Raw genomic sequence first — 21,916 nt, forward strand, 5'->3', positions numbered from 1 at the left:
CGGGACTGCGGAGAACTGCGGGCAGACGGCTCTGACCTGCACACTCGCGTAAAAGGGGCGCGGGGGCGTGCAGACATGCGGGTCGGGCAGTACGAAGCGGAGAAAGATCAGATGTGCGGCAGTGCTGGGCCGTCGGGGGCCGTCAGCAGGCCGGACAGATGGCGCTGGACATGCGGCCGAGGTCGACGTGACGCCGACTGATCAAGGCAACTCCAGCTGTAGACATGACGGAAGCGTGGCACGAGGGTCTCGGGCCAGTCCACCACTATCCATTATGTGGACCACATCGTCCCGAATGATGGGACGATGTGGTCTGGGTCACGCTGTGGTCCGTCGGTTCCGACGGGTTCAGGCGGGGTGTGCCCCCGGCCACGGGCCCGGATTGGCGACCTCCGGCTCCTCCTCCACCTTGGTGTCGAAGAGCCGGAACCCGCGCCGCTCGTAGTTGGCCATCGCGTGCGGCCCGTCCTTGGAGCAGGTGTGCAGCCACACCCGCTTCGTGACGCCCCGGCCGGGGTGCCGCTCCGCCAGGTCCCAGGCGCGCTGGATCCCGTACGAGAGGAGGTGACCGCCGATGCGCCGGCCGCGGAAGGCGGGGATCAGTCCGAAGTAGACGATCTCTACGGCACCCTCGTCCTGTGCGTCCAGTTCGACGTACCCGGCCGGAGTGCCGTTCTCGTACGCCACCCACGTCTCGACGCCGGGCCGGTCCACCGCCTGCTGCCACTGCTCGTACGACCAGGGCAGCCGGTCCGTCCAGCGGATGTCGCCGCCGACCGAGGTGTAGAGGAAGCGGCTGAACTCCGGCGAAGGGACCTCGGCCCGTACGATCCGCAGCCGGTCGCCCGCGGGGGGAGCGACGGGTACGAGATCGTCGGGGGAGGTCTGTTCGAGGGACCAGGTCGTCACGTTGATGGTGCTCATGCCGGTCAGGGAATCACGCGACCGGCAGGGGGAAGAAGCGGGGGCCAGTCCTCCGCACGGCCCCCGGTTCTGAAGCGTGGGCTAGACCTCGGCCCGCGCTCGCTCCACCACCGCCCCCAGGTCCAGACTGCTCGGCAGCGTGCCGAATGCCGACCCCCAGTCCCCGCCGAGCCGCGAGGCGCAGAACGCGTCCGACACCTCCGGCGGCGCCCACCGCACCAGCAGGGAGCCCTGCAGGATCAGGGCCATCCGCTCGACCAGCCGCCGGGCCCGGCCCTCGATGCCGTCCAGGTCGGCCAGGTCCGTCAGCAGGCCCTTGATCGCACCGTCCAGGCGGTGGTCGGCGCCGCGGGCCAGGCCGACCTCGGTGAGGTAGGCGTTCAGTGCCATCGGCTCGCGCTGGAGCGCCCGCAGCACGTCCAGGGCCTGGACGTTGCCCGAGCCCTCCCAGATCGAGTTGAGCGGGGACTCGCGCAGCAGCCGCGGCATGCCGGACTCCTCGACGTAACCGTTGCCACCCAGGCACTCCAGGGCCTCCGCCGCGACCGGTGTGCACCGCTTCGTCACCCAGTACTTGGCCGCCGGGACCGCGAGGCGCAGCAGTGCCCGGTCCTGCTCGGTGTCGCTGTCGTACGCGGCCGCCAGGCGCAGCGCGAGGGTGGTCGCGGCCTCCGACTCCAGTGCCAGGTCCGCCAGCACGTTGCGCATCAGCGGCTTGTCGATCAGCTCGCCGCCGAACGCCTTCCGGTGCGCGGCATGGTGCGTGGCCTGCGCGACCGCCTGCCGCATCAGCGCCGCCGAACCGATCACGCAGTCCAGCCGGGTCGCCGCCACCATCCCGATGATGGTGCGCACCCCGCGCCCCTCCTCGCCGACCAGCCGGCCCCAGGTCCCCTCGAACTCGACCTCGCTGGAGGCGTTCGACCGGTTGCCGAGCTTGTCCTTGAGGCGCTGGATGCGGAAGGTGTTGCGGGTCCCGTCCTCAAGTACCCGTGGTACGAGGAAGCAGCTCAGCCCGCCCGGCGCCTGGGCGAGGACCAGGAAGCCGTCGCACATCGGAGCCGAGCAGAACCACTTGTGCCCGGTGAGTGAGTACTCACCACTCGTGGCGCCGTTGATCGGAACGGCCTCGGTCGTATTGGCCCGTACGTCGCTGCCGCCCTGCTTCTCCGTCATGCCCATGCCGAACAGCGCGCCGGGCTTCTGCGCCGCGGGCAGCAGCTCCTGCCCGTACACCGGCGAAGTGAGCCGCGGCTCCCAGACGGCGGCGAGCGACGGATCGGCGCGCAGGGCCGGGACGGCCGCGTGCGTCATCGACACCGGGCAGCCGTGGCCGCCCTCCGCCTGCGTCCACACCAGGAACCCGGCGGCCCGGCGGACGTGCCCGGCCGGCCGGCCCCAGGCGTTCGTCAGCCCGGACGAGACGGCGCGGCCGAGCAGCCGGTGCCAGGACGGATGGAACTCGACCTCGTCGATCCGGTTCCCGTACCGGTCGTGGGTGCGCAGCTTCGGCGGATTCTCGTTCGCCTGCACACCCCACTCCTGCACCTGGGCGGACCCGGCGGCCCGTCCGAGCACCGTCAGTTCCTCCTCTACGCCCGCCAGGAGGGCGGGGTCGGTGTGCCGGGTCACGGCCTCGGTGAGGGCCTTGTCCGCGCCGAACACGTCGTACTCCACCAGGGGCGGGGCCTGGTTGGTCACTGTGTGGGTGGTGGCTGCCATGCCGATACGGTAAGGAGGTGCAGGCAGCAAAAGAAACACCCGGACGGCCGCGGAAACACCGCAAGGAGAAACCGCGGGAAAATCGGCTCCACCGGGCCCGGGTCCTCTACCGCCACGTATCCAAGCGCAAGCTGGTCTGGCTGCTGCTCAAGGACACCGTCAACTCGTGCGTCGAGTACCGCATCCTCGGTCTCGCCGCGGAGGCCGCGTTCTTCACCCTGCTGTCCCTGCCGCCCCTCCTCCTCGGCCTGATCGGCCTGCTCGGCTACATCGACGACTGGACGGCGACCGAGACGGTCAAGTCCATCGAGGAGAACATCCTCAACGCCTCGCAGGCGGTCCTCTCCGGCCGGGGCGTCAACGAGTTCGCCAAGCCGCTCCTGGAGGACGTCACGCGGGAGGGCCGCCCCGACGTCATCTCCATCGGCTTCGCCATCGCGCTGTGGTCCGGCTCGCGCGCGGTCAACGTCTTCATCGACACCATCACCGTGATGTACGGACTCGACGGCCACCGCGGCATCGTCAAGACCCGGCTGCTGGCCTTCCTGCTGTACGTGGTGGCCCTGCTCATCGGCGCGGTCGTGCTGCCGCTGATGGTGGTCGGCCCCGACCGGATGGTGGCGCTGGTGCCGTTCGGCACGGAAGTCATCAGCGTCCTGTACTGGCCGGTGGTGATAGTGCTGTCGGTGGTCTTCCTGACGACGCTCTACCACGTGTCCGTGCCGGTGCGCTCCCCGTGGGTGGAGGACGTACCGGGCGCGCTGATCGCCCTGGGCATGTGGGTGCTCGGCAGCTTCCTGCTCCGCATCTACGTCACGAACACCGTCGAGGGCGGCACGATCTACGGGTCCCTGGCCGCCCCCATCGCCGTGCTCCTGTGGATCGGCGTCTCGGCCTTCGCGGTACTGGTGGGCGCCGCCGTGAACGCCGCCATCGACCGCGTCTGGCCGTCCGTCGCGACGGCCGCCGCCCGCGCCGACAACGACCGGCTGCGGACCGAGCAGGCGGCAGCGGTGGTAGCGCGCGCGAGGGCGGCGGAACTGGACCGGAGCGCGACCTGGGACGTCGACGAGGAGGACGACGGCGAGGGGGAGTGGACGGGCACCAACCCGGACATGCCGTCGGAGTTCCCGGAGCGGTGGTCGCGGTTCCTGCCGCCGGACGACGTGAAGTCGCGGCTGCACGCGGGGCGGGAGAAGGAGACGGGGGCGGGGGAGGAAAAGCAGAAGGGCTAGCCTGGCAGCATGCCCGGCAGGTACCAGGAACGGCCCTCCCGGCTGGACGGCGCGGTCGTCTGGCGGCGGGATGCGTCTCAGGTTCCGGCTCAGGCTCCGGCTCCGGCTTCGGCTTCGGTTCGGACCTCGGTTCCGGCTTCGGTTCCGGCTCCGGATTCCGCTTCTGCCCCCGCGGATTCCGTGCAACCGGATCCGGCGCCGCCCTACCCGGTCCTGCCCGACGGCTGCATGGACCTGCTGTGGATCGACGGGCGGCTGATCGTCGCGGGTCCCGACACCCGTGCCCACGACGCCTCGTGCGGTCCCGGCAGTCGGTTCGCGGGGGTGCGGTTCGCGCCCGGGACGGGGGCCGTGTTCCTCGGCGTACCGGCGCACGAGCTGCGGGACCTGCGGGTGCCGCTGGCTGATGTGTGGTCGGGCGTACGGGAATGGGAGGAGCGGATCACGGAGGCTCCCGACCAGGCCCTCGCCCTGGAGGAGCTGGCGCTGCGCCGGGCCGCCGACACCGGGCCGCCCGACCCGCTGATGCGCGCGGTCGCTGCCGGGCTCGGTGCGGGGCGCACGGTCGCGGGGACCGCGGAGGCCGTCGGGCTCGGTCAGCGGCAGTTGCGCCGGCGCTCCCTCGACGCCTTCGGGTACGGGCCCAAGACGCTGGCCCGGGTGCTGCGCCTGCAGCGCGCCCTGGCGCTCGTACGGGACGGAATCCCGTACGCGGCGGCGGCGCACGCGTCCGGCTGTGCGGACCAGGCACACCTGGCCCGCGAGACGAGGGAGCTGGCCGGGATGACGCTGACCGCCTACGCGTCGCTGGCGGCGAAGAGGGACACTCCGCAGCCGTCCGGGTCGAGCACGACGGCATAGCGCTGGCCCCACGCCGCGTTCCACGGCTTGAGGTGTCCGGTGTATCCGGCGGAGACCAGTTCGTCGTACGTGGCGTCCACCCCGGCGGCGCCGTCGCAGAGGAACGCGAGGCCGAGCCGGTCGCCGCCCTGCGGCTTCTTCCAGTCCGGGTCGAAGGAGCGCATCACGTCCTCCGTGTCCCAGAGGAGGCGCAGCCCGCCGGGCAGGACGGCTTCGACGTGCGGCTGGGCGTCGGCGCCTTCGGGCACGGGGACGCCGAGACGGCGGTAGAAGTCGAGGGAGGCGGTCATGTCGGCGGTGACAATGCTGAGGGCGTCGAGTCGAGGAGCCGGTCGAGGAGTCGGTCGAGGAGTCATGGGGGAAACGTAGCCCGGCCGTCCCGCCAGGATCTTGAAGAAAACGGACCTCTTGTGCGGTGGGGCCTGTTGGCGGACTTCCTGGGCGGCCGCGGGTCCTGTCGGACGGGGCGTTTTCCGCCCAGGGCGCAGCAGCGGCCGGGGACTTGGGGTGGGGGGCTCGGGCATGATCGGGGCCATGAAGCTACTGATACTCGGCGGTACCGAGTTCGTTGGGCGAGCGGCCACGGAGGAAGCCCTCGCCCGCGGCTGGGACGTGACCGTCTTTCATCGCGGCAACCACGCCCCGCCGCCCGGCGTCACCGCCCTGCACGGCGACCGCCTCGACGACCTGTCCGCGCTCACCGAAGCCGTACGGGACGGAGCGGCCTGGGACGCGGTGCTCGACACCTGGTCCGGCCACCCCCGCGCCGTGCGGCAGGCGGCCGACCTGCTGGCCGATCACGCCGGACGGTACGTGTATGTGTCCTCCCGGTCGGTGTACGCCGTCTCCCCGCCCGACCAGGCGGAGGACGGCCCCCTGGTCGAGCCGGGCGACGAGGGTTACGCACACGTCAAGCGCGCCGGTGAGCTGGCCGCCGAGGCGGCCTTCGGAGCGGACCGTACGGTACTGGTCAGGGCGGGCCTGATCCTCGGCCCCGGCGAGAACATCGGCCGCCTCCCCTGGTGGCTGAACCGCGTCGCCCGCGGCGGCCCGGTCCTGGCCCCTGGACCGTACGACCTGCCCCTCCAGTACATCGACGCACGCGACATGGCGGTGTGGATGCTCGACGCGGTGGAGGCGGGCCTGGCCGGTCCGTACCACCTGGTGTCCCCCCAGGGGCACACCACCATGGGGGAGCTGCTGGAGTCCTGCGTACGTACGATCGGGTCGACGACCGCCGAACTTCGGTGGGTGGAGCCCGAGTTGATCCTGTCCCATGGCGTCGAGCCCTGGCTGCACCTTCCGGTGTGGGTCCCGCCGGGCGAGGTCCACGACATGGTCCACCGTGTCGACGTCTCCAAAGCCCTTGCGACGGGCCTGAGTTGCCGTCCGGTGGCGGACACGGTGGCGGACACCTGGGCGTGGCTGAACACGCTGGGCGGGGTCGCCCCGCAGCGCAGTGACCGTCCGGTGGTGGGGCTCGATCCCGAGATCGAGGCCAAGGTGCTTGCCGCGCAAGGTGGTTGACGGGCTGCTCCTTCTTTTCCTTTTCCCTTCCGCCTCGACGGATCTCACTCCGTCCAGCCCTCCGTAGCGATCAGCAGCCCCACCCGGGTGGGCTGGAAGTCGACGAGCTCGCGGCACCGGTCGATCATTGCCTGGTGCCGCGCCTGCCAGTCGGGCCGGTACCCGTACGCGTCGAAGAACCCGTCGAGCGCGGGGAGATGCTCGGGGTGGTGCGTACGGACGATCCACTCGCACCACGCCAGGTCCTCCACGGGGTCGCCCGCGTGCGACCATTCCCAGTCGAGCAGTGCGGTGACCCGGGAGGCGTCGTCGGTGAGCAGCAAGTTGTTCGGTCCGAAGTCCCCGTGCACGATCACCGAACCTTTCCTGGCCCGGGGGAACACGTCGGTGACGTCCACCGAGTGCACCGCCCGCAGCGCCCCGCCGCAGGCGGTCAGTACCTCCTCCGCCCACCCCGCGTCGATCATGTCCTGGCCGTGCAGGCCCGACAGGAAGGTCATGCTCAGACTCTCGCCCGTGCAGCCGATCAGCTGGGGCACGGGCAGAAGCGTCCCCCATGTCCCAAGTCCGCCCAGAGCGGCGGCCTCCCGCTCCATTCTGCGCTGAGCATCCCGGCCCCGGTACGTCTTGGTGACGACGCCGGCGTGATGGGTGGTGTGGTTGGTGTAGCCGTGCGGCAGCAGTTCCATGGAGCCAGCTTTGCTCATGTACGCCGCCGGAGGCGCGCCGTACCGGCTCAAGGTTGACGTCTGCCGACGGGAAGGGTAGTGGGGCCGGGGTGCTTACGGCCCTGCCCGCGGTCGTTACGGCAGGCGGCGCGCCATCACCGTGTTGTCGGTGCGGGTTCCGGGGGTGCCGTCCGGGGCGTTCTGGATCCGCTCCTGCTCGGCGGTGATCAGCAACTCCCACCCTCCGTCGCCCAGTTCGAGGGCGGTCACGAGCTCGTCCGGGGTGTCGAAGTGAACGTCTGCGAGCGGCGGGTTCTCCTGCTGCCAGGATGCCCATCCGGCGTGCCCGACGATCAGCAGCGTTCCGCCCGGGGCGACCGCGGCGGCAGCCGTCCGCAGGATCTCCCTGCGCGGCAGATCGGCCTCGGAATGCAGGAACTGGGCCGAGACCAGGTCGAAGGTGCCTGCCGGGAACGAATCCCCGAGCCGGTGCCACTGGAAGTCGGTGCGCTCGGCGACCCCTGCCTCGGCGGCGTGCTCCGCCGCCCGGCCGAGTGCCACCCGGGAGATGTCCGTGGCGGTGACCTGCCAGCCCTGCCGGGCCAGCCAGACGGTGTCGGCGCCCTCGCCGCAGCCGAGGTCGAGCGCCCGGCCGGGGGCGAGGTCCGTGACCTCGCGGACCAGCACGGGGTTGGGATTGCCGCTCCAGATGCGGTCGCTCTCGGAGTAGCGGTTGTCCCAGAACTCCGCGTCGGTGGTGGCGGTGTGGGCGTGGCCGGGTGTGCCGGTTGTCTCTGCCGTGGCGGTGGTCTCTGTCTTGCCGGTTGTCTCTGTCATGGGGACAGCATCCGCACGGGGCCGCTTCGGCAGCAAAGCTTGTTGCCGGAACGGCAAGACCGGAACGGCAAGACCTCGGCAGTTCCGGAATGGCAAGGAGGGCGGGGCCCTCTCGATCTCCGATATGCGTTAGGTTAGGCTCACCTAAGAAGTCGAGGGAGGGTCCTGCATGCCTGAGCACATACCGTCGCGTACACCGTCCGAAACGCCCCGTACGGCAGGTGAATTCGCCGGCCGTGTCGCACTCGTCACCGGTGCGGGCCAGGGCATCGGCGAGGCGGTCGTACGCGCACTGGTGGCCCGGGGCGCGACCGTCGCCGCCACCGACCGGATGTCCGAAGGCATCGAGGTTCTCGCCAAGGACCTCACCGGAACCCCCGGCGAGCAGGAGGGTGCGGGCAGGGCCGTCGCGTACCCCCTCGACGTCACCGACGGCTCCGCCGTGAACGAGACGATCGCCCGCGTCGAGTCCGAACTCGGCCCGCTGGACCTGCTGGTGAACGTCGCCGGAATCCTGCGTACCGCCCCGGCCACCGAGCTCACCGACCAGGACTGGGCCGACACCTTCGCCGTCAACTCCACCGGCGTCTTCCACACCTCCCGCGCTGCCGCCGCCCGGATGACCGAGCGCCGCAAGGGCTGCATCGTCACCGTCGCCTCCAACGCGGCCGGGATACCGCGCACCGGCATGGCCGCGTACGCCGCCTCCAAGGCAGCCGCCGCCATGTTCACCAAGTGCCTCGGCCTGGAGGTCGCCCGCAGCGGCGTCCGCTGCAACGTCGTCGCCCCCGGATCCACCGACACCCCCATGCAGCGCAGCATGTGGGAGGGCAACCCGGATGCCGAACGGGGCGTGATCGAGGGCGACTTGGCGTCCTACAAGACCGGCATACCGCTCGGCCGCATCGCCCGGCCCGAGGACATCGCGGACGCCGTCCTCTTCCTCGCGTCCGACCGCGCACGCCACATCACCATGCAGGACATCTACGTCGACGGCGGCGCCACCCTCCGCTGACCGTCCCGCCCGGCCCCGCTCACCTCTCTCGCCGCCCCACATCCTCACGAGCATTGGAGACCCCGTGGACACCGTGTCGACGGCATCCGTAGTCGCCACCGCCGCCCCCGCCGTCCCCACCCCGCGCGGCAGTCGCTCCGCCGAGGCGGCGCACCCCGCCGTGGGCGCGGCCACCGGCCTGCTGGACGCCTACACCGAAGGCGCCCGCTTCCTCGCGACGCCCACCCGCACCCTGCTGGCCGACGGCCCGGCACGTGAAGTCCCGCACGGGGAGAGCCCGTTGGCGCAGCGCGTCACCGAGACCCTCGCCGCCGCCCGGCGCGACGGACAGAGCAACCCCGTCGTCATCGGCGCCGTACCGTTCGACCAGAGCGCGCCCGCGGCCCTCGCCGTACCCGAGTTCGTCCAGGGCGGGCCGCCGCTCGCCAACGACCCGCTGATCGCGCTGCCGGCCGACCTGCCCGCCGCGACCGAGTGGGACGTGCACCCGGTGCCCTCGCCCGAGGTGTACGGGGCCGGGGTCGCCGCCGTCGTGGAGCGCATGTGGCGCGGCGAGTTCAGCAAGGTCGTCCTCGCACGCACCCTCGAACTCACCGCCGACGCACCCCTCGACCTGCCGGTGATGCTCCAGCGCCTCGCCCGCCGCGACCCGTCCGGCTATACGTTCGCGCTGCCCACGGGACCGAGCAGCAACCTCATCGGCGCCAGCCCTGAACTCCTCGTCTCCCGGCGTGGGAACAAGGTCGTCGCCAACCCGCTCGCCGGGTCCACGCCGCGCAGCGAGGACCTCGCCGAGGACGTCCGCAGGGCCGCCGCCCTGCTCGCGTCCGCCAAGGACCTGCACGAGCACGCCGTCGTCGTCGACGCCGTGCACGGGGCGCTCGCGCCGTACTGCACGACGCTCGACGTGCCCGCCAAGCCGACCCTGATCCGTACCGCCACCATGTGGCACCTCTCCACCACGGTCACCGGCACCCTCCCCGAGGGCAGCGCCGCCTCCGCGCTCGAACTCGCCTCGGCGCTCCACCCGACGCCCGCCGTCTGCGGCACCCCGACCCTGACGGCACGTCAAGTGATAGCGGAGACCGAGCCGTTCGACCGCGGCTTCTTTACCGGCATGATCGGCTGGGGCAACGCGGACGGCGACGGCGAGTGGGTCGTCACCATCCGCTGCGCCGAGGCCAGGGAGCGCACGCTGCGGCTGTACGCGGGCGCCGGCGTGGTCGCCGCGTCCGAGCCGGAGTCGGAGACGGCGGAGACGGCCGCCAAGTTCCGTACGTTCCTGCACGCGGTGGGCGCCGAATAGCCCGTCGCCGAGGCTTGGGGCCAGGGGCCAGGGGCCAGGGGCCAGGGGCCAGGGCCCTGGGCTTTGGGCCCTGGGCTTTGGAGGTCGGGGGCGCCCAGCCACGCCGTGCCGTACGCCCGCCACGTGGGCGGTGCGGCACGGTGCGGCGCGGTGGTGCCGGGCCCGGCGGCCGATCCGACCTACGGTGACCGCTATGAACGCATCTGACATGGATTCGTCCCGGCTGACCGCGCTCACCGCTCTCAGCGAGAGCACCGAGGCCCACCGCGCCGAGCTCATCGAAGCCGCCTGGCGCTCCGGCGTCCGCAACCCCACCGAGCTCGCCTCGGTCGCGGGCACCGGCCGGGACGCCGTGTACGCCGACCTCAAGGCGCGGGGCGTCGACTGGCAGGACCGGGACGCGGCGCCCGCACCCCGCCCGGACGCCGTCACCGCCGACGCCGTGCGCACGGTGGCCCGCCAGGCCGAGGAAACGTTCGGCCCGCTGGTCCACGACACGCACGACCCCGGCCCGCTCACCACCGTGACCTGGCAGCTGGCCATCGCGTACCGCGCCATCGCCGCCCTGCTGCTCGACGAACTCCCGGACGCCGAGCGGGAGGAGACCGCCGAGGAACTGTCCGACCGGCTCCAGATCGCCCTGCACCAGTCACACCTCTACCGGGCGTCGCGCAGCACCCAGCGCCGGCTCGGCGCACAGACCCGCCGCACCGACGCCGAGATCGCCTTCCTCCAGCCGTTGCCCACCGCCGCGACGGTCACCCTCACTCTCCGCTCCGGCGAAACCCTCACCGCCACCCTCGGATCCGAGGAAGCCACCGGATTCACCACCCTCACCTCCGACAGCCCACTCCTGGACACCACCCTCGAAGCCCACGACCACCTGGAACTGCACACGGCACTCGACACGGTGGCACAGGTCCTCACACGGCACCTCTGACGTCTCACCGGTAGCCTGCTCCCTCTTGAATTCCTCGCGGAGCAACGGTAAGTGTGAGAAGAAATGACCACGATTGAACGCCTGTGGGAAGGATTTGAATTTCCCCTCACGGACGCACTCCACTACGCCGACGGGCACTCGTACGATGCCGTCCTCGACCCCGCCGCGCCGGGTGGTTTCACGGTGCTCGCCCCCTTTGACCTGGAGGAGATGCTGGAAGGCGATCCGTCCTGGGTGTCCGAGGTCGACGGACTGGCCGTCATGGACCTCGGAGAGAAGGGGCTGCTCTGGGGCGGCGAGGGTTCGTACGGATCGGAGGGATTCATCGCACGTCTGACTGTTGACCGTGCGTTGATCTGGGGAATGTTCTTCATGGAATCCAATCCATTCGACCGGATTCGGATTTCGGGGAACGTCGCTACCTTCAGCTCGACCGCAGGGTTCGAGCTCGCAGTCGACATCGACGATCCGCGAACCCCCGTTCGCTTCACCACACAGGACGCGGTTTAAACCGGTGGCGCGGTGCCGGGGGTCGCGGTTATGGTTCATCTCGTTCCTCCGGCGGCCGTTGTGCTGTCGGATTCAGTCGTAGCAAGGCAGGAGGTGGGCCCGGTGGCTGTCGTCATCGTCATGAGTGCTGCACGCACTCGCAAGCTCGTCCACTCCACCTCCGTGGTCTCCGGCTGACCTCTCCTCTCAGGAACTTCCCGCGCCTGTGCGCGCGGTGCCGGGGCCATCCCTGTGAAGGGTCCCACCTTGTCTTTTTCTTCTTTTCCGCAGGCTTCCTCCGCTTTTCCGCAGGCTTCCTCCGCTTTTCCGCAGGCTTCCTGCGCGCACCCGCTCTCGCCGTACGGCTGGGACGCGGACTGGGAAGCCGAGTTCTCCCCGTACGCCGAGCAGGGTCTGCTGCCCGGTCGGGTCGTGCGGGTCGACCGTGGCCAGGCAGATGTCTTCACCGCTGACGGGCTGATCCGCGCCGACACCGCGCTGGTCACCCCGCACGACCCGCTGCGTGTCATCTGCACCGGCGACTGGGCGGCGGTCGAGCCCGCCGGTGACCCCCAGTTGATCCGGGCGCTGCTGCCGCGTCGTACCGCTTTCGTACGTTCCACCTCCTCCCAGCGGTCGGAGGGGCAGATCCTCGCAGCCAACGTCGACCACGCGGTCATCGCGGTCTCGCTCGCCGTCGAGCTGGACCTCGGCCGGATCGAGCGGTTCCTGGCCCTGGCCTGGGAATCGGGGGCCCAGCCCCTCGTCGTCCTCACCAAGGCCGACCTCGTGCCGGACTCCACCGGGCTCGCGTACCTCGTCGAGGACGTCGAGACGACCGCGCCCGGCGTTCAGGTGCTGGCGGTGAGTTCGCAGACCGGCGAGGGGCTCGATGTGCTCGCGGCGCTCGTCACCGGCGGCACCAGTGTGCTGCTCGGTGTGTCGGGCGCAGGGAAGTCGACCCTCGCCAACACCCTTCTGGGGGCTGACGTGATGGAGGTGCAGGCCGCCCGCGACGTCGACGGCAAGGGCCGGCACACCACCACGACCCGCAACCTGCTCGCGCTGCCCGGCGGGGGAGTGCTCATCGACACCCCCGGGCTGCGGGGCGTCGGACTGTGGGACTCCGAGGCCGGGGTCGGCCAAGTCTTCTCGGAAATCGCCGAGTTGGCCCAGCAGTGCCGCTTCCACGACTGCGGGCACGGGTCCGAGCCGGGCTGCGCCGTACTCGCGGCGATCGAGGACGGTTCGCTGCCCGAGCGACGGCTGGAGAGCTGGCGCAAGCTGATGCGCGAGAACCAGCGCATCGTCGCCAAGACCGACGCCCGGCTGCGCCAGGAGATGCTGCGCGGCTGGAAGCAGATGAGCGCGGAGGGCCGGGTCAACGGCGCGGCCAAGCGCGGGGGCCGGGTGCGGTAGGAGGAGTGTGGGGGACGTGCGTCGTTATGTGCGTCCCCCACACTCCCTGCGGGATCCGTGTCGAGGTCCGATTCCCGCCGGAAGCGGCAGCGCGCCATGGCCAGACTCGGCACCATGAATGACACGGACAGCACCTTGCTCAGCTACTTCGACACCGCGGCTGAAGGATTCGGCGATCGGCTGTGGGCGGTGCCGGACACCAGCTGGGAGAACCCCACGCCGTGCACCGAATGGAACGTGCGCCAACTGGTCCATCACATGATCCAGGGAAGCCGCATCTACACCTCCCTCCTGCACGGCGGCAGCAGCGCGGACTTCATGGCGAACCTCGGCCAAGGGGCGCTCGACGGTGACCTGGTGACCACCTACCGGGATGCGGTGGCCGAGTGCCGGGCGGCGTTTCACGTCGCCGGCGCGCTCGACCGGATCGTCGACTACCCCTTCGGTCCCGTTCCCGGCCGGCAGTTGCTCGGCCTGTACGTCGTGGACGCGATCACCCACACCTGGGATCTCGCCCGCGCGGTACGGCTCGACGAACGGCTCGACGCGCGCACGGTGAGCTGGATCCTGCACAATTTCGGATGGATCTATCAGGGCGTGAGTGAGAGTCCGATCGCGGACAGCAGGCGCTACTACGGACCCGCCACGGAGACGTCGACGCCGGATGCGTCCGAGCAGGAGCGGCTCCTCCATGCGATGGGGCGCGACCTGCAGGCCGTGCGCCACAGCAGATCAACTGCCCATGCGTAGAGGCGCGTCACCCGGTTCGGGCCGACTGCCAGGCCGAGGCGTCGAGGAAGTGAACGTCGTAGCGTTCTTGCCCGGCCGCGAGGCTGTCGAAGGAGTCCAGGCCGTGCGCCACGCGCCCCAGCGCGCGGAAGTAACCGAACCGGTCGATGCCCGGTGTCAGCACCGCGAGGAGGTCGGCGGTGGAACCCGGAGCGGCGCCGAAGGCGTGCGGCATCCCGGGCGGGACGACTACCAGCCCGCCCGGCCCCACGGCCGTCATCTTGTCGTCCAGGAAGAACTCCACCGTGCCGCCGAGCACGTAGAACAGCTCTGACGACAGGGTGTGACAGTGCGGCCTGGCACCGTCGGCACCCTCGCCGAGGGTCAGGCGGTTCGCGCCCAGCGCGCCGCCGGTCTCGCCGGAGTCGGCCAGCAACAGGAAGCCTCCGCCGTGCGGCAGCGGTACGTGCTCGGCCTCCTCGGGCCGCACGATCAGGGCTTCTCCGGTGGTGCTGGTGGTGTTGCCGGTGCCGGTGCCGGGGTTGTCGGTGCCGGTGTTGTCGGTTTCCCGAACCATCTTCGTGGCCCTTCTCGTAAATCCTCTGCGACCGGGTTCCATTGCAACTCCCGAAGAAGCCGTGAACCAGCAGCAGTTGGCGTCTGCAGAAATCACCGACCGCGATCAATCGGAGGGGCCTGTGGAGCTGCGGCAGTTGCAGTACTTCGTGGCCGTCGCCGAGGAGGGCGGCTTCGGCCGGGCCGCCGAGCGGATCGGCATCGTTCAGTCGGCCGTGAGCCAGCAGGTCCGCCGCCTCGAACGGGAGCTGGGGGTGGTGCTGTTCGAGCGCTCCACCCGCCATGTGCATCTGTCCGGCGCCGGCGAGCGGCTGCTGCCCGAGGCGCATGCCGTGCTCGCGGCCGCGCACCGCACCCGGCGGGTGGCCGCCGACCTCCTGTCCGGCGACGCCGGCCTGCTGCGGCTGGGCGGCGTCCAGGGCCCCGGCGACCGGATCTACCGCCTGCTGAACGAACTGTCGGCCGCCGCCCCCCACCTCCAGGTCCGGCTGCGCCGGCTGGCCCTCGCCGACCGGCTGGCCGCCGTACGCTCAGGTCGGCTGGACGCCGCACTCGTACGGGCCCTGCACTCGGCGCCGGGGCTGGAGCTCCTGCCGGTGTGGAACGATCCGCTGTACGTCGCCCTGCCGCACAGCCATCCACTGGCGGCCCAGCCGATTCTGCGCCCGGAGCACCTGGAACAACTGGCCGAGCTCCCGCTGCGGCTCGCGCCGCGGGAGAACAATCCGCCGTTCCACGATCTGATCACCGGCGCCCTCCGGGCAGCAGGGGCAGAACCGATCCCCGGGCAGCCGTTCACCAGCTTCCAGGAGACACTCACCGCGATCGGTACCAGCGCACCCTCCTGGACCGTCTTCTACGACGTGGTGGGCCTGCCGCCGTTCCCACAGGTGGCCCTGCGCCCGCTGGCCGAGCCCGCCCTCACCACCTCGCTGGCCGTACGACCGGGACCGCCCGGCCCTCCCCTGCGGCACCTGCTGCGGGCCGTCGCCCGTCCGGACTCGATGTCCGAATCCCGCGAGTCCGGGGCCGGCCGCAGGCGCACACTGGAGGCATGACCGTGCCCGAGGACGCCAGTGTGGAAACCCCGGACGATACCGCAGAGGACACCCAGTACGAGGCTGTGAGCAGCCGTGATGCCCGTTTCGACGGGGTTTTCTTCTTTGCGGTGAAGACCACCGGCATCTACTGCCGTCCGAGCTGCCCCGCGGTCACCCCCAAGCGCCGCAACGTCCGCTTCTACCCGACGGCGGCAGCGGCCCAGGGCAACGGTTTCCGGGCCTGCCGGCGCTGCCGCCCGGACGCGGTGCCGGGTTCCGCCGAGTGGAACGTGCGCGCCGACGCCGTCGGCCGGGCCATGCGGCTGATCGGCGACGGGGTGGTGGACCGAGAGGGCGTCCCGGGACTGGCCGGCCGGCTCGGCTACAGCGCCCGCCAGGTCCAGCGCCAGCTGACCGCCGAACTGGGGGCGGGTCCTGTGGCCCTCGCTCGGGCCCAACGCGCCCACACCGCACGGCTGTTGCTCCAGACGACCGCCCTGCCCATCACCGAGATCGCCTTCGCCTCCGGCTTCGCCAGCGTCCGCCAGTTCAACGACACGGTGCGCCAGATCTACGCCCGTACCCCCACCGAGCTGAGGTCCGAAACGGGGACCCGGCTCGCCCCCGGCACCTCGGCCCGTCCCGGCCGCCCCGCCGCCGGCATCCCTCTCCGCCTCGCATACCGGGGCCCCTACGCCGCCCGCGAGGTCTTCGACCTCCTCGCCCGCGAAGCCGTCCCCCGCGTCGAGGAAGTGCTGGGCGATGCGGGGGAGCGCACCTACCGGCGTACTCTCCGCCTCCCGCACGGCACCGCGATCGCCTCCGTCGACGAGGCCCCGCATCCCGGCTGGCTGGAGGCCCGGCTCACCCTCTCCGACCTCCGCGACCTCACCACCGCCGTGCACCGGCTGCGCCGCCTCTTCGACCTGGACGCCGACCCGTACGCGGTCGACGAGCGCCTCGGCGCCGACCCCCTCCTCGCCCCGCTGGTCGAGGCCCGCCCCGGTCTGCGCTCCCCGGGCGCCGCCGATCCGGACGAGCTGGCGGTACGTGCCCGGGTGGGCCGGGAGCGGGCTGCTGTGCTGGTCGAGGCGTACGGGGAACCTGTGGCTGAGCCCTGCGGAACTCTCGACCGCCTCTTCCCGGTCCCCGACGTCCTCATCGGCGACCCCGCCGCCGGGGCCCTTGCCGGCGCCCTCGCCGACGGCACTGTACGCCTCGATCCGGGAGCGGACCGGGAGGAGGCCGTCAGGTCCTTGGCGGCCGTTCCTGGGCTGGACGCGTACGCCGTCGGGTTGATCCGGATGCGGGCGCTCGGGGATCCGGATGTGGCGCTTCCGGGCGGGGGAGAGCGAGAGGGGTGGCGGCCTTGGCGTTCGTACGCCACCAGGCATTTGATGCTTGACGGGGTGCGTACGGGGGTGGGTGTGGGCGTTGCGGGCCGCGCCCGGTGCACGGCTGCGCCGCGCGTCCTCAAACGCCGGACGGGCTGAAGTGGCTGGACCGGGCTGAAGATGCCCGGACTGGCTGTGCGGGGTGTGATTACCGCCCCACCCAGCCCCTCTCGTACGCATGCCATCCCAGCTGCAGCCGTGTCGTGACCCCCGCCGCCTCCATCAGGCCCTTTACCCTCCGCTGCACCGTCCGCAGCCCCACCTCCAGCTGCTTCGCCACGCTCGCGTCCGTCATTCCCGCCAGCAGCAGCGACAGGATCTGCAGGTCCATTCCGTCAGGGCCCAGGTCCGGCAGCTCCACCGCGGTGCCGGTGCCCGGTCCCTCCCAGCCCAGCCGGACCGGCCGTGCCTCCCGCCACACCGCCTCGAACAATCCCATCAGCGACTCCAGCAGCCCGCTCGCATGCACCACCAGCGCGGCCGGTTCCGCGTCCCGGCCGGTCAGCGGGACCATCGCCAGTGACCGGTCGGCGACGACCAGTTTGGTCGGGACGCGGTCGACCACCCGGACCTTCTCGTCCCGGCCGAGGGCCGCCGTCAGCTCCAGCACGCCCCGCGGCAGCGTCAGCACCTCCCGTTCGAGGACCACGCGGTACGTCACCCCGCGCGCCGTCGCCCGCTCCTCCGCCGCGTTGTCGTAACCGGTGACGGCCACCGGATGCCCGGTGACCAGGGCGCACACCTCCTCCACCGCCCCCAGCTGCAGCTGGGCGAACCGGTGCGCCACCGCGCTCGCCCCCGTCACGATCTCCACCAGGTCGTGCACCGACGGCTCCGAGGCCTCCGCCCGGTACTCCTCCGCAAGAAGGACCGCCGCCAGCTCCGCCTGCTCCAGTTCGTGCCGCTGCTGGGTGAGCAGTGCGCCCAGTGCCACGCCGGGGGGTGCGGCCACCCACCGTTCCGTACCCGAGGTGGACTGTGCGGCCAGGCCCTGGCGTTCCAGGCGGCGCAGGGCCCGCTCCGTCTCCGGCTCCGTGGACCCCAGCCGGTGTGCCAGGTCGGACATTTCGGCCGCACCGACCGCGACCAGCGTCCGATACGTCGCCTCCTGGGCCTCGTCGAGCCCTATCGCACTCAGCACCTCAGTACTCACCTCTCCGCACACACCGCGCATCAAGCACGGCTCACGTCACTCGCAGCACACGTCACTCGCGGCACCCGGTTGGCGGGAATGAGCCACGGCACAAACCCGCCTCGCCACATCATCCCTGCATCACCTGCACCTCTGCCAACCTGTCGCCACCGGTCACCAGCCCATGGACCGGGCCGACTTGGCATGATTTGACCGACTTGGGGAGCATGATGCGTATATCGCGTACGGCGCTGGGAGCGGCCACCGCCGCAGTCCTCGCCGTCACCGCGGTCGCCCCGTCCGTGGCCGCCCCCGCGCCCACGGCCCCGGCGGCCGGGAAGAGACCGATCACCGGCAGTGCGAAGGCGGGTGACCAGCAGGCCAAGGTCCTCCTCGTCACCCTGGTGACCGGGGACAAGATCCAGGTCCTGCACGGGAGTTCGGGGCCGGAGGCCGCCACCGCGCTGCCCCGCCCTGACGGCACGCTGCCCGTCCTCCAGACCCGTACTTCCGGCCGTAACAAGGACCTGTACGTCTTCCCCGAGTCCGCGTCCGGCGCCCTCGCCTCGGGCCGCGTCGACCGGGAGCTCTTCAACGTCTCCGGACTGATCCGGCAGGGTTACGACGACGCGCACGCCAAGTCGCTGCCGCTGATCGCCGTTTATGACAAGTCCGTGAACGTCGCCCGCGGCCTGCCCCCGACCCCGCGCGCGGCCACCCCCGGCCCGGTCCTCGCGCCCGTCGGCGGCGTCGCCCTCAAGGCGGACAAGGCGAAGGCCGCCGACTTCTGGGCGGACGTCACCAACACCCGCTCACGGTCCGGTTCCGACCTGGCGAAGCTGTGGCTCGACCGCAAGGTCGACGCCACCCTCGACCGGTCGACGAAGCAGGTCGGCGCGCAGGCCGCGTGGGCCGCCGGATTCGACGGCAAGGGCACCAAGGTCGCCGTCCTCGACACCGGCGCCGACGCCGAGCACCCGGACCTCAAGGGCCGTATCGCCGCCGCCGAGAACTTCACCGACTCCGTCGGCACCCACGACGCCCAGGGTCACGGCACCCACACCAGCTCCACCGTGGGCGGCTCGGGTGCGGCGAGCGACGGGAAGAAGAAGGGCGTCGCCCCGGGCACCCAGCTCCTCAACGGCAAGGTACTCAACGACGGCGGCTCCGGGGCCGAGTCGTGGATCATCGCGGGCATGCAGTGGGCCGTCGACCAGAAGGCCGACGTCGTCTCCATGAGCCTCGGCACCCCCGAACCCACCGACTGCACCGACCCGTTGAGCCTCGCGGCCGAGACGCTGGCCAAGAGCAGGAACACGCTGTTCGTGGTCGCCGCCGGGAACTCCGGGCCGCGCGCGAACTCCGTCTCCTCGCCCGGCTGCGCCGCCGGCGTCCTCACCGTCGGCGCCGTCGACCGCGACGACAGCACGGCCCAGTTCTCCAGCCGCGGCCCCTCGATCGTCAACCACCACCTCAAGCCGGAGATCGCCGCCCCGGGCGTCGCCATCTCCGCCGCGGCGGCGGGCGGCCGGGGCGTGTACGCGTACCAGGCCATGTCCGGTACGTCGATGGCCGCCCCGCACGTCGCGGGCGCCGCCGCGATCGTCAAGCAGGCCCACCCCGACTGGTCCGCCCAGCAGATCAAGGCGGCCCTGGTCTCCTCCGCGAAGGTCGTCCCCGGCGACGTGAAGGAGACCGGCGGCGGCCGCCTCGACATCAAGGCAGCGATCGCCGCCAAGGTCACCGGCGCACCCGCCGCCCAGGGCGGTACGTTCAACTGGCCGCAGCACAGCAGCGACCGCACCACCGTCGACCTGCCGTACACGAACACCTCCGACCGGCCCCTCACCCTGGACCTCACCGTCCAGCAGCCCACCGGCAACGACGGCTCCCGCATCCGCTCCCGGATCGCCGGGCTCGGCAAGGACCGTGTGACCGTCCCGGCCGGCGCCACCGTCAAGGTGCCGCTGACCCTCGATCCGGCCACGCGCCTGGAGCGCGCCCAGTACGGCGACGTCACCGGCCGCGTCCTGGCCACCGGGCGCGGCGGCATCACCGTCTCGACGCCGTTCTCCCTGTACGTACAGCCGGAGACGGTCACCCTGCGGGTCAAGCTCGTCGACCGTGACGGGAAGCCCGCCGCCGGGCCCAGCACCCTCGACGTTATCGGCACCGACGACGAGAGCGGCGAGATACGCGCCAACGACGGTCGGACGGAGCAGCGTTACGAGGTCAGGCCCGGCTCGTACTTCCTCTCCTCCTTCGTCGCCACCCCGGACGCCGGGGACCTCACCGGCCGGGGCGTCGGCTCGCTGAGCTACCTCGCCCACCCGCAGCTGGAGGTCAAGAAGGACACCACGGTCGTCCTCGACGCCCGCAAGGCACACCGACTGAGCGTCGACACGGACCGCCCCACCGAGCAGCGCACCACCACCTTCGCCTTCGACCGCTCCTGGAAGAACACCTGGCGGCACTCCGGCACCGTCAGCGCGGGCCGGGGCGTCGCCGGCTACTACGCCGACATCCAGGGCCGCGCGAGCAAGGGCGACTTCGAGTTCGGCAGCTACTGGCGGCTGAACGCCCCGCTGCTCAGCAGCCTCAAGGTCAAGGGCGGCCCCGCCCTGCACGCCGTCGTGGGCGGACTCGGCTCCGTGAACCTCGACGGCAAGGGCAGCGCCGCACTCGTCGACGCGGGCAAGGGAAGCCCCGCGGAACTGAAGGCGGCGGGCGTCAAGGGCCGTATCGCCCTGGTCGAAGTACCCGACGACGACACCTACTTGGGTACGGTCGCGGCGTCGGCCAAGGCCGAGGGCGCCGTCGCCGTCCTGGCGCACCGCCCGTCGACCGGCACCTGGTACCCGACCTTCGGCTTCGGCAGCGGAGTCCTCCCCGTCCTCGCCGTCCCGGCCGTCGAGGCCAAGGACCTCAAGGCCCGGCTGTCCGACGGCGCGGTCACGCTCGACTGGCAGGCCACCGCCCGCAGCCCGTACGTCTACCACCTCGCCTTCCAGGAGGAAGGGCCGCTCAACTCGGCCAGGAAGTACCGCACTTCGGACCGGAAGCTGGCCGTGGTGGAGTCCACCCACCGCGCCATGGGCGTCGCCACCGACTTCGTCGGCTCCGTCGACGCGGTCCGCCCGAACGGCTCCCGCATCTTCACCTCCTCGCTCGTCGACCTGCTGCCCGTTCCCGGCACCCGCACCGAGCTGTACTCCGCCGACGGATCGGCCTGGGGTGGAACCCTCGCCAGCAGCTTCCCGTTCGGCGAGTACATGGTCTCGCCGAACCGGGTGCTGCGCCCGGGACAGAAGCTCACCGAGACCTGGTACGGCGGCGTGATCGTCCCGACCGCACCGCGCGACGGCCAGGGCAAGCCGGTGCTGGTCTCCGAACGCCAGGGCGGCCTCATCGGATTCGCGTCCGCCATGTGGGGCGACGGCGAACACGCGGCGGTCCAGGGCAGCTTCGGCGACATCGGCTCGCTGGAGCTGAAGCGCGACGGAGTGTCGCTCGGCAGGAACGGCTGGCCCTACGGCGTCTTCGAGGTCCCGGCACAGCGGGGTGCGTACGAGCTCACCCAGAGCATCACCAAGATCGGCGGCCCGGCCCAGTACTGGAAGCGCTCCGAGGCGGTCGACACCACCTGGAAGTTCACCTCCGAGCTGGACGAGAACGCCTACTCCGTGCCGATCCCGATCCTCTTCCCCGGCTACGCGCTCCCCGAGGACGGCCTGAAGACGCTCGCCGCGAAGGACGGCCAGAAGATCGGCCTCTCCGTCTCGGGCCACGCGGGCTACACCCCGGGTGCGCTCAAGTCGGCCAAGCTGTCCTACTCGTACGACCGGGGCAAGACCTGGACCGAGGCGAAGACGGCCTCCTCCGGCGGTAGTTGGACGGCCACCGTCGACCACGCCGGAGCCACCGGCAAACAGGTCACCCTGAAAACCGAACTGACGGACGCACACGGCAACTCCGTCACCCAGCTCGTGGCCCGCGCGTACGACGTACGTTGATCGTGCACCGATCGCGCGTCGGCCACTGAGGGACCGCCGGGCAGCCTTTCCCGTGGGGGGTGAGGTCGCCCGGCGGACCATTTTTTCGG

At 71.3% G+C, this 21,916-nt stretch carries 20 protein-coding genes; 12 read left to right on the top strand and 8 right to left on the bottom strand.

Going from position 1 to position 21,916, the window contains the following annotated elements; translation table 11 throughout:
- Nucleotides 1-142: 142 nt before the first annotated feature.
- From AB0D18_RS07260 to AB0D18_RS07270, 3 genes are all read right to left on the bottom strand, one after another.
- The gene (locus tag AB0D18_RS07260) at nt 143-226 is read right to left on the bottom strand and encodes a putative leader peptide (protein ID WP_318299652.1); all 84 of its coding nucleotides are present in this window, start codon (nt 224-226) and stop codon (nt 143-145) included.
- Between the two features lie 122 nt (nt 227-348).
- Nucleotides 349-924: a GNAT family N-acetyltransferase gene (locus AB0D18_RS07265; RefSeq protein ID WP_362413839.1), complete on the bottom strand. Its 576-nt coding sequence runs from the start codon at nt 922-924 to the stop codon at nt 349-351.
- Between the two features lie 81 nt (nt 925-1,005).
- Nucleotides 1,006-2,646, bottom strand: coding sequence for an acyl-CoA dehydrogenase family protein (locus AB0D18_RS07270; RefSeq protein WP_362413841.1), 1,641 nt, complete (start codon nt 2,644-2,646; stop codon nt 1,006-1,008).
- Nucleotides 2,647-2,777: 131 nt separating this feature from the next.
- Between AB0D18_RS07270 and AB0D18_RS07275 the strand changes: the two genes are divergently transcribed.
- Both AB0D18_RS07275 and AB0D18_RS07280 read left to right on the top strand, forming a co-directional pair.
- A complete protein-coding gene (locus tag AB0D18_RS07275; RefSeq protein WP_362414082.1) occupies nt 2,778-3,881 on the top strand; it encodes a YihY/virulence factor BrkB family protein in 1,104 nt (367 codons plus the stop codon).
- A 180-nt stretch (nt 3,882-4,061) separates the two neighbouring features.
- Complete coding sequence (locus AB0D18_RS07280; protein WP_362413843.1) at nt 4,062-4,742, top strand: helix-turn-helix domain-containing protein; 681 nt, start codon at nt 4,062-4,064, stop codon at nt 4,740-4,742.
- Here AB0D18_RS07280 and AB0D18_RS07285 read toward each other — a convergent pair.
- The gene (locus tag AB0D18_RS07285; protein WP_362413845.1) at nt 4,679-5,098 is read right to left on the bottom strand and encodes a VOC family protein; all 420 of its coding nucleotides are present in this window, start codon (nt 5,096-5,098) and stop codon (nt 4,679-4,681) included. The genes AB0D18_RS07280 and AB0D18_RS07285 overlap by 64 nt on opposite strands.
- A gap of 178 nt (nt 5,099-5,276) precedes the next feature.
- On the opposite strand from AB0D18_RS07285, the gene AB0D18_RS07290 reads away from it, so the two are divergent.
- Entirely contained in the window at nt 5,277-6,269 is a 993-nt protein-coding gene (locus AB0D18_RS07290; RefSeq protein WP_362413847.1) for an NAD-dependent epimerase/dehydratase family protein, read from the top strand.
- 44 nt (nt 6,270-6,313) lie between these two features.
- Here the strand turns inward: AB0D18_RS07290 and AB0D18_RS07295 are convergent, their stop codons facing one another.
- Both AB0D18_RS07295 and AB0D18_RS07300 read right to left on the bottom strand, forming a co-directional pair.
- Complete coding sequence (locus AB0D18_RS07295) at nt 6,314-6,958, bottom strand: phosphotransferase (protein WP_362413849.1); 645 nt, start codon at nt 6,956-6,958, stop codon at nt 6,314-6,316.
- 114 nt (nt 6,959-7,072) lie between these two features.
- Nucleotides 7,073-7,774, bottom strand: a complete 702-nt coding sequence (locus tag AB0D18_RS07300; protein ID WP_362413851.1) for a class I SAM-dependent methyltransferase — start codon at nt 7,772-7,774, stop codon at nt 7,073-7,075.
- A 169-nt stretch (nt 7,775-7,943) separates the two neighbouring features.
- On the opposite strand from AB0D18_RS07300, the gene AB0D18_RS07305 reads away from it, so the two are divergent.
- The 6 genes from AB0D18_RS07305 (at nt 7,944) to AB0D18_RS07330 (ending at nt 13,693) form a co-directional block, all read left to right on the top strand.
- Nucleotides 7,944-8,789 carry a 2,3-dihydro-2,3-dihydroxybenzoate dehydrogenase gene (locus AB0D18_RS07305; protein ID WP_362413853.1) on the top strand — a complete coding sequence of 282 codons (846 nt, stop codon included), beginning with the start codon at nt 7,944-7,946 and terminating at the stop codon, nt 8,787-8,789.
- 73 nt (nt 8,790-8,862) lie between these two features.
- Entirely contained in the window at nt 8,863-10,095 is a 1,233-nt protein-coding gene (dhbC, locus tag AB0D18_RS07310; protein ID WP_362414084.1) for an isochorismate synthase DhbC, read from the top strand.
- A 193-nt stretch (nt 10,096-10,288) separates the two neighbouring features.
- The gene (locus AB0D18_RS07315; RefSeq protein ID WP_362413855.1) at nt 10,289-11,035 is read left to right on the top strand and encodes a hypothetical protein; all 747 of its coding nucleotides are present in this window, start codon (nt 10,289-10,291) and stop codon (nt 11,033-11,035) included.
- 63 nt (nt 11,036-11,098) lie between these two features.
- Nucleotides 11,099-11,545 carry a hypothetical protein gene (locus AB0D18_RS07320; protein ID WP_362413857.1) on the top strand — a complete coding sequence of 149 codons (447 nt, stop codon included), beginning with the start codon at nt 11,099-11,101 and terminating at the stop codon, nt 11,543-11,545.
- 246 nt (nt 11,546-11,791) lie between these two features.
- On the top strand, nt 11,792-12,943 hold the full coding sequence (gene rsgA / locus AB0D18_RS07325; RefSeq protein ID WP_362413859.1) for a ribosome small subunit-dependent GTPase A: 1,152 nt from the start codon (nt 11,792-11,794) through the stop codon (nt 12,941-12,943).
- Between the two features lie 114 nt (nt 12,944-13,057).
- Nucleotides 13,058-13,693: a TIGR03086 family metal-binding protein gene (locus tag AB0D18_RS07330; protein ID WP_362413861.1), complete on the top strand. Its 636-nt coding sequence runs from the start codon at nt 13,058-13,060 to the stop codon at nt 13,691-13,693.
- Nucleotides 13,694-13,700: 7 nt separating this feature from the next.
- On the opposite strand, the gene AB0D18_RS07335 is transcribed toward AB0D18_RS07330, so the two are convergent.
- The gene (locus tag AB0D18_RS07335; protein WP_362413863.1) at nt 13,701-14,249 is read right to left on the bottom strand and encodes a cupin domain-containing protein; all 549 of its coding nucleotides are present in this window, start codon (nt 14,247-14,249) and stop codon (nt 13,701-13,703) included.
- A gap of 61 nt (nt 14,250-14,310) precedes the next feature.
- On the opposite strand from AB0D18_RS07335, the gene AB0D18_RS07340 reads away from it, so the two are divergent.
- Nucleotides 14,311-15,306 carry a LysR family transcriptional regulator gene (locus AB0D18_RS07340; protein WP_362413865.1) on the top strand — a complete coding sequence of 332 codons (996 nt, stop codon included), beginning with the start codon at nt 14,311-14,313 and terminating at the stop codon, nt 15,304-15,306.
- Nucleotides 15,303-16,781 (top strand): AlkA N-terminal domain-containing protein, encoded by a 1,479-nt coding sequence (locus tag AB0D18_RS07345; protein ID WP_362413867.1) that lies wholly within the window; start codon nt 15,303-15,305, stop codon nt 16,779-16,781. Before AB0D18_RS07340 ends, AB0D18_RS07345 begins: the two co-directional genes overlap by 4 nt.
- Before the next feature lie 49 nt (nt 16,782-16,830).
- On the opposite strand, the gene AB0D18_RS07350 is transcribed toward AB0D18_RS07345, so the two are convergent.
- The gene (locus AB0D18_RS07350; RefSeq protein ID WP_362414086.1) at nt 16,831-17,823 is read right to left on the bottom strand and encodes a helix-turn-helix domain-containing protein; all 993 of its coding nucleotides are present in this window, start codon (nt 17,821-17,823) and stop codon (nt 16,831-16,833) included.
- Between the two features lie 218 nt (nt 17,824-18,041).
- Here AB0D18_RS07350 and AB0D18_RS07355 point away from each other — a divergent pair, with 218 nt between their 5' ends.
- Nucleotides 18,042-21,827: a S8 family serine peptidase gene (locus AB0D18_RS07355; protein ID WP_362413869.1), complete on the top strand. Its 3,786-nt coding sequence runs from the start codon at nt 18,042-18,044 to the stop codon at nt 21,825-21,827.
- The last annotated feature ends 89 nt before the right edge of the window (nt 21,828-21,916 follow it).

Origin of the sequence: Streptomyces sp. NPDC048442, from assembly GCF_040651475.1 — a bacterium.
GTDB lineage: Bacteria > Actinomycetota > Actinomycetes > Streptomycetales > Streptomycetaceae > Streptomyces.

Bases quoted from the DNA above. Each gene is read 5' to 3' on its own strand.
- AB0D18_RS07320 (WP_362413857.1), top strand. From the start codon at position 11,099: ATGACCACGATTGAACGCCTGTGGGAAGGATTTGAATTTCCCCTCACG.
- AB0D18_RS07335 (WP_362413863.1), bottom strand. From the start codon at position 14,249: ATGGTTCGGGAAACCGACAACACCGGCACCGACAACCCCGGCACCGGC.
- AB0D18_RS07315 (WP_362413855.1), top strand. From the start codon at position 10,289: ATGAACGCATCTGACATGGATTCGTCCCGGCTGACCGCGCTCACCGCT.
- AB0D18_RS07290 (WP_362413847.1), top strand. From the start codon at position 5,277: ATGAAGCTACTGATACTCGGCGGTACCGAGTTCGTTGGGCGAGCGGCC.
- AB0D18_RS07260 (WP_318299652.1), bottom strand. From the start codon at position 226: ATGTCTACAGCTGGAGTTGCCTTGATCAGTCGGCGTCACGTCGACCTC.
- AB0D18_RS07355 (WP_362413869.1), top strand. From the start codon at position 18,042: ATGATGCGTATATCGCGTACGGCGCTGGGAGCGGCCACCGCCGCAGTC.
- AB0D18_RS07330 (WP_362413861.1), top strand. From the start codon at position 13,058: ATGAATGACACGGACAGCACCTTGCTCAGCTACTTCGACACCGCGGCT.
- AB0D18_RS07265 (WP_362413839.1), bottom strand. From the start codon at position 924: ATGAGCACCATCAACGTGACGACCTGGTCCCTCGAACAGACCTCCCCC.
- AB0D18_RS07345 (WP_362413867.1), top strand. From the start codon at position 15,303: ATGACCGTGCCCGAGGACGCCAGTGTGGAAACCCCGGACGATACCGCA.
- AB0D18_RS07285 (WP_362413845.1), bottom strand. From the start codon at position 5,098: ATGACTCCTCGACCGACTCCTCGACCGGCTCCTCGACTCGACGCCCTC.
- AB0D18_RS07305 (WP_362413853.1), top strand. From the start codon at position 7,944: ATGCCTGAGCACATACCGTCGCGTACACCGTCCGAAACGCCCCGTACG.
- AB0D18_RS07295 (WP_362413849.1), bottom strand. From the start codon at position 6,958: ATGGAACTGCTGCCGCACGGCTACACCAACCACACCACCCATCACGCC.
- AB0D18_RS07300 (WP_362413851.1), bottom strand. From the start codon at position 7,774: ATGACAGAGACAACCGGCAAGACAGAGACCACCGCCACGGCAGAGACA.
- AB0D18_RS07270 (WP_362413841.1), bottom strand. From the start codon at position 2,646: ATGGCAGCCACCACCCACACAGTGACCAACCAGGCCCCGCCCCTGGTG.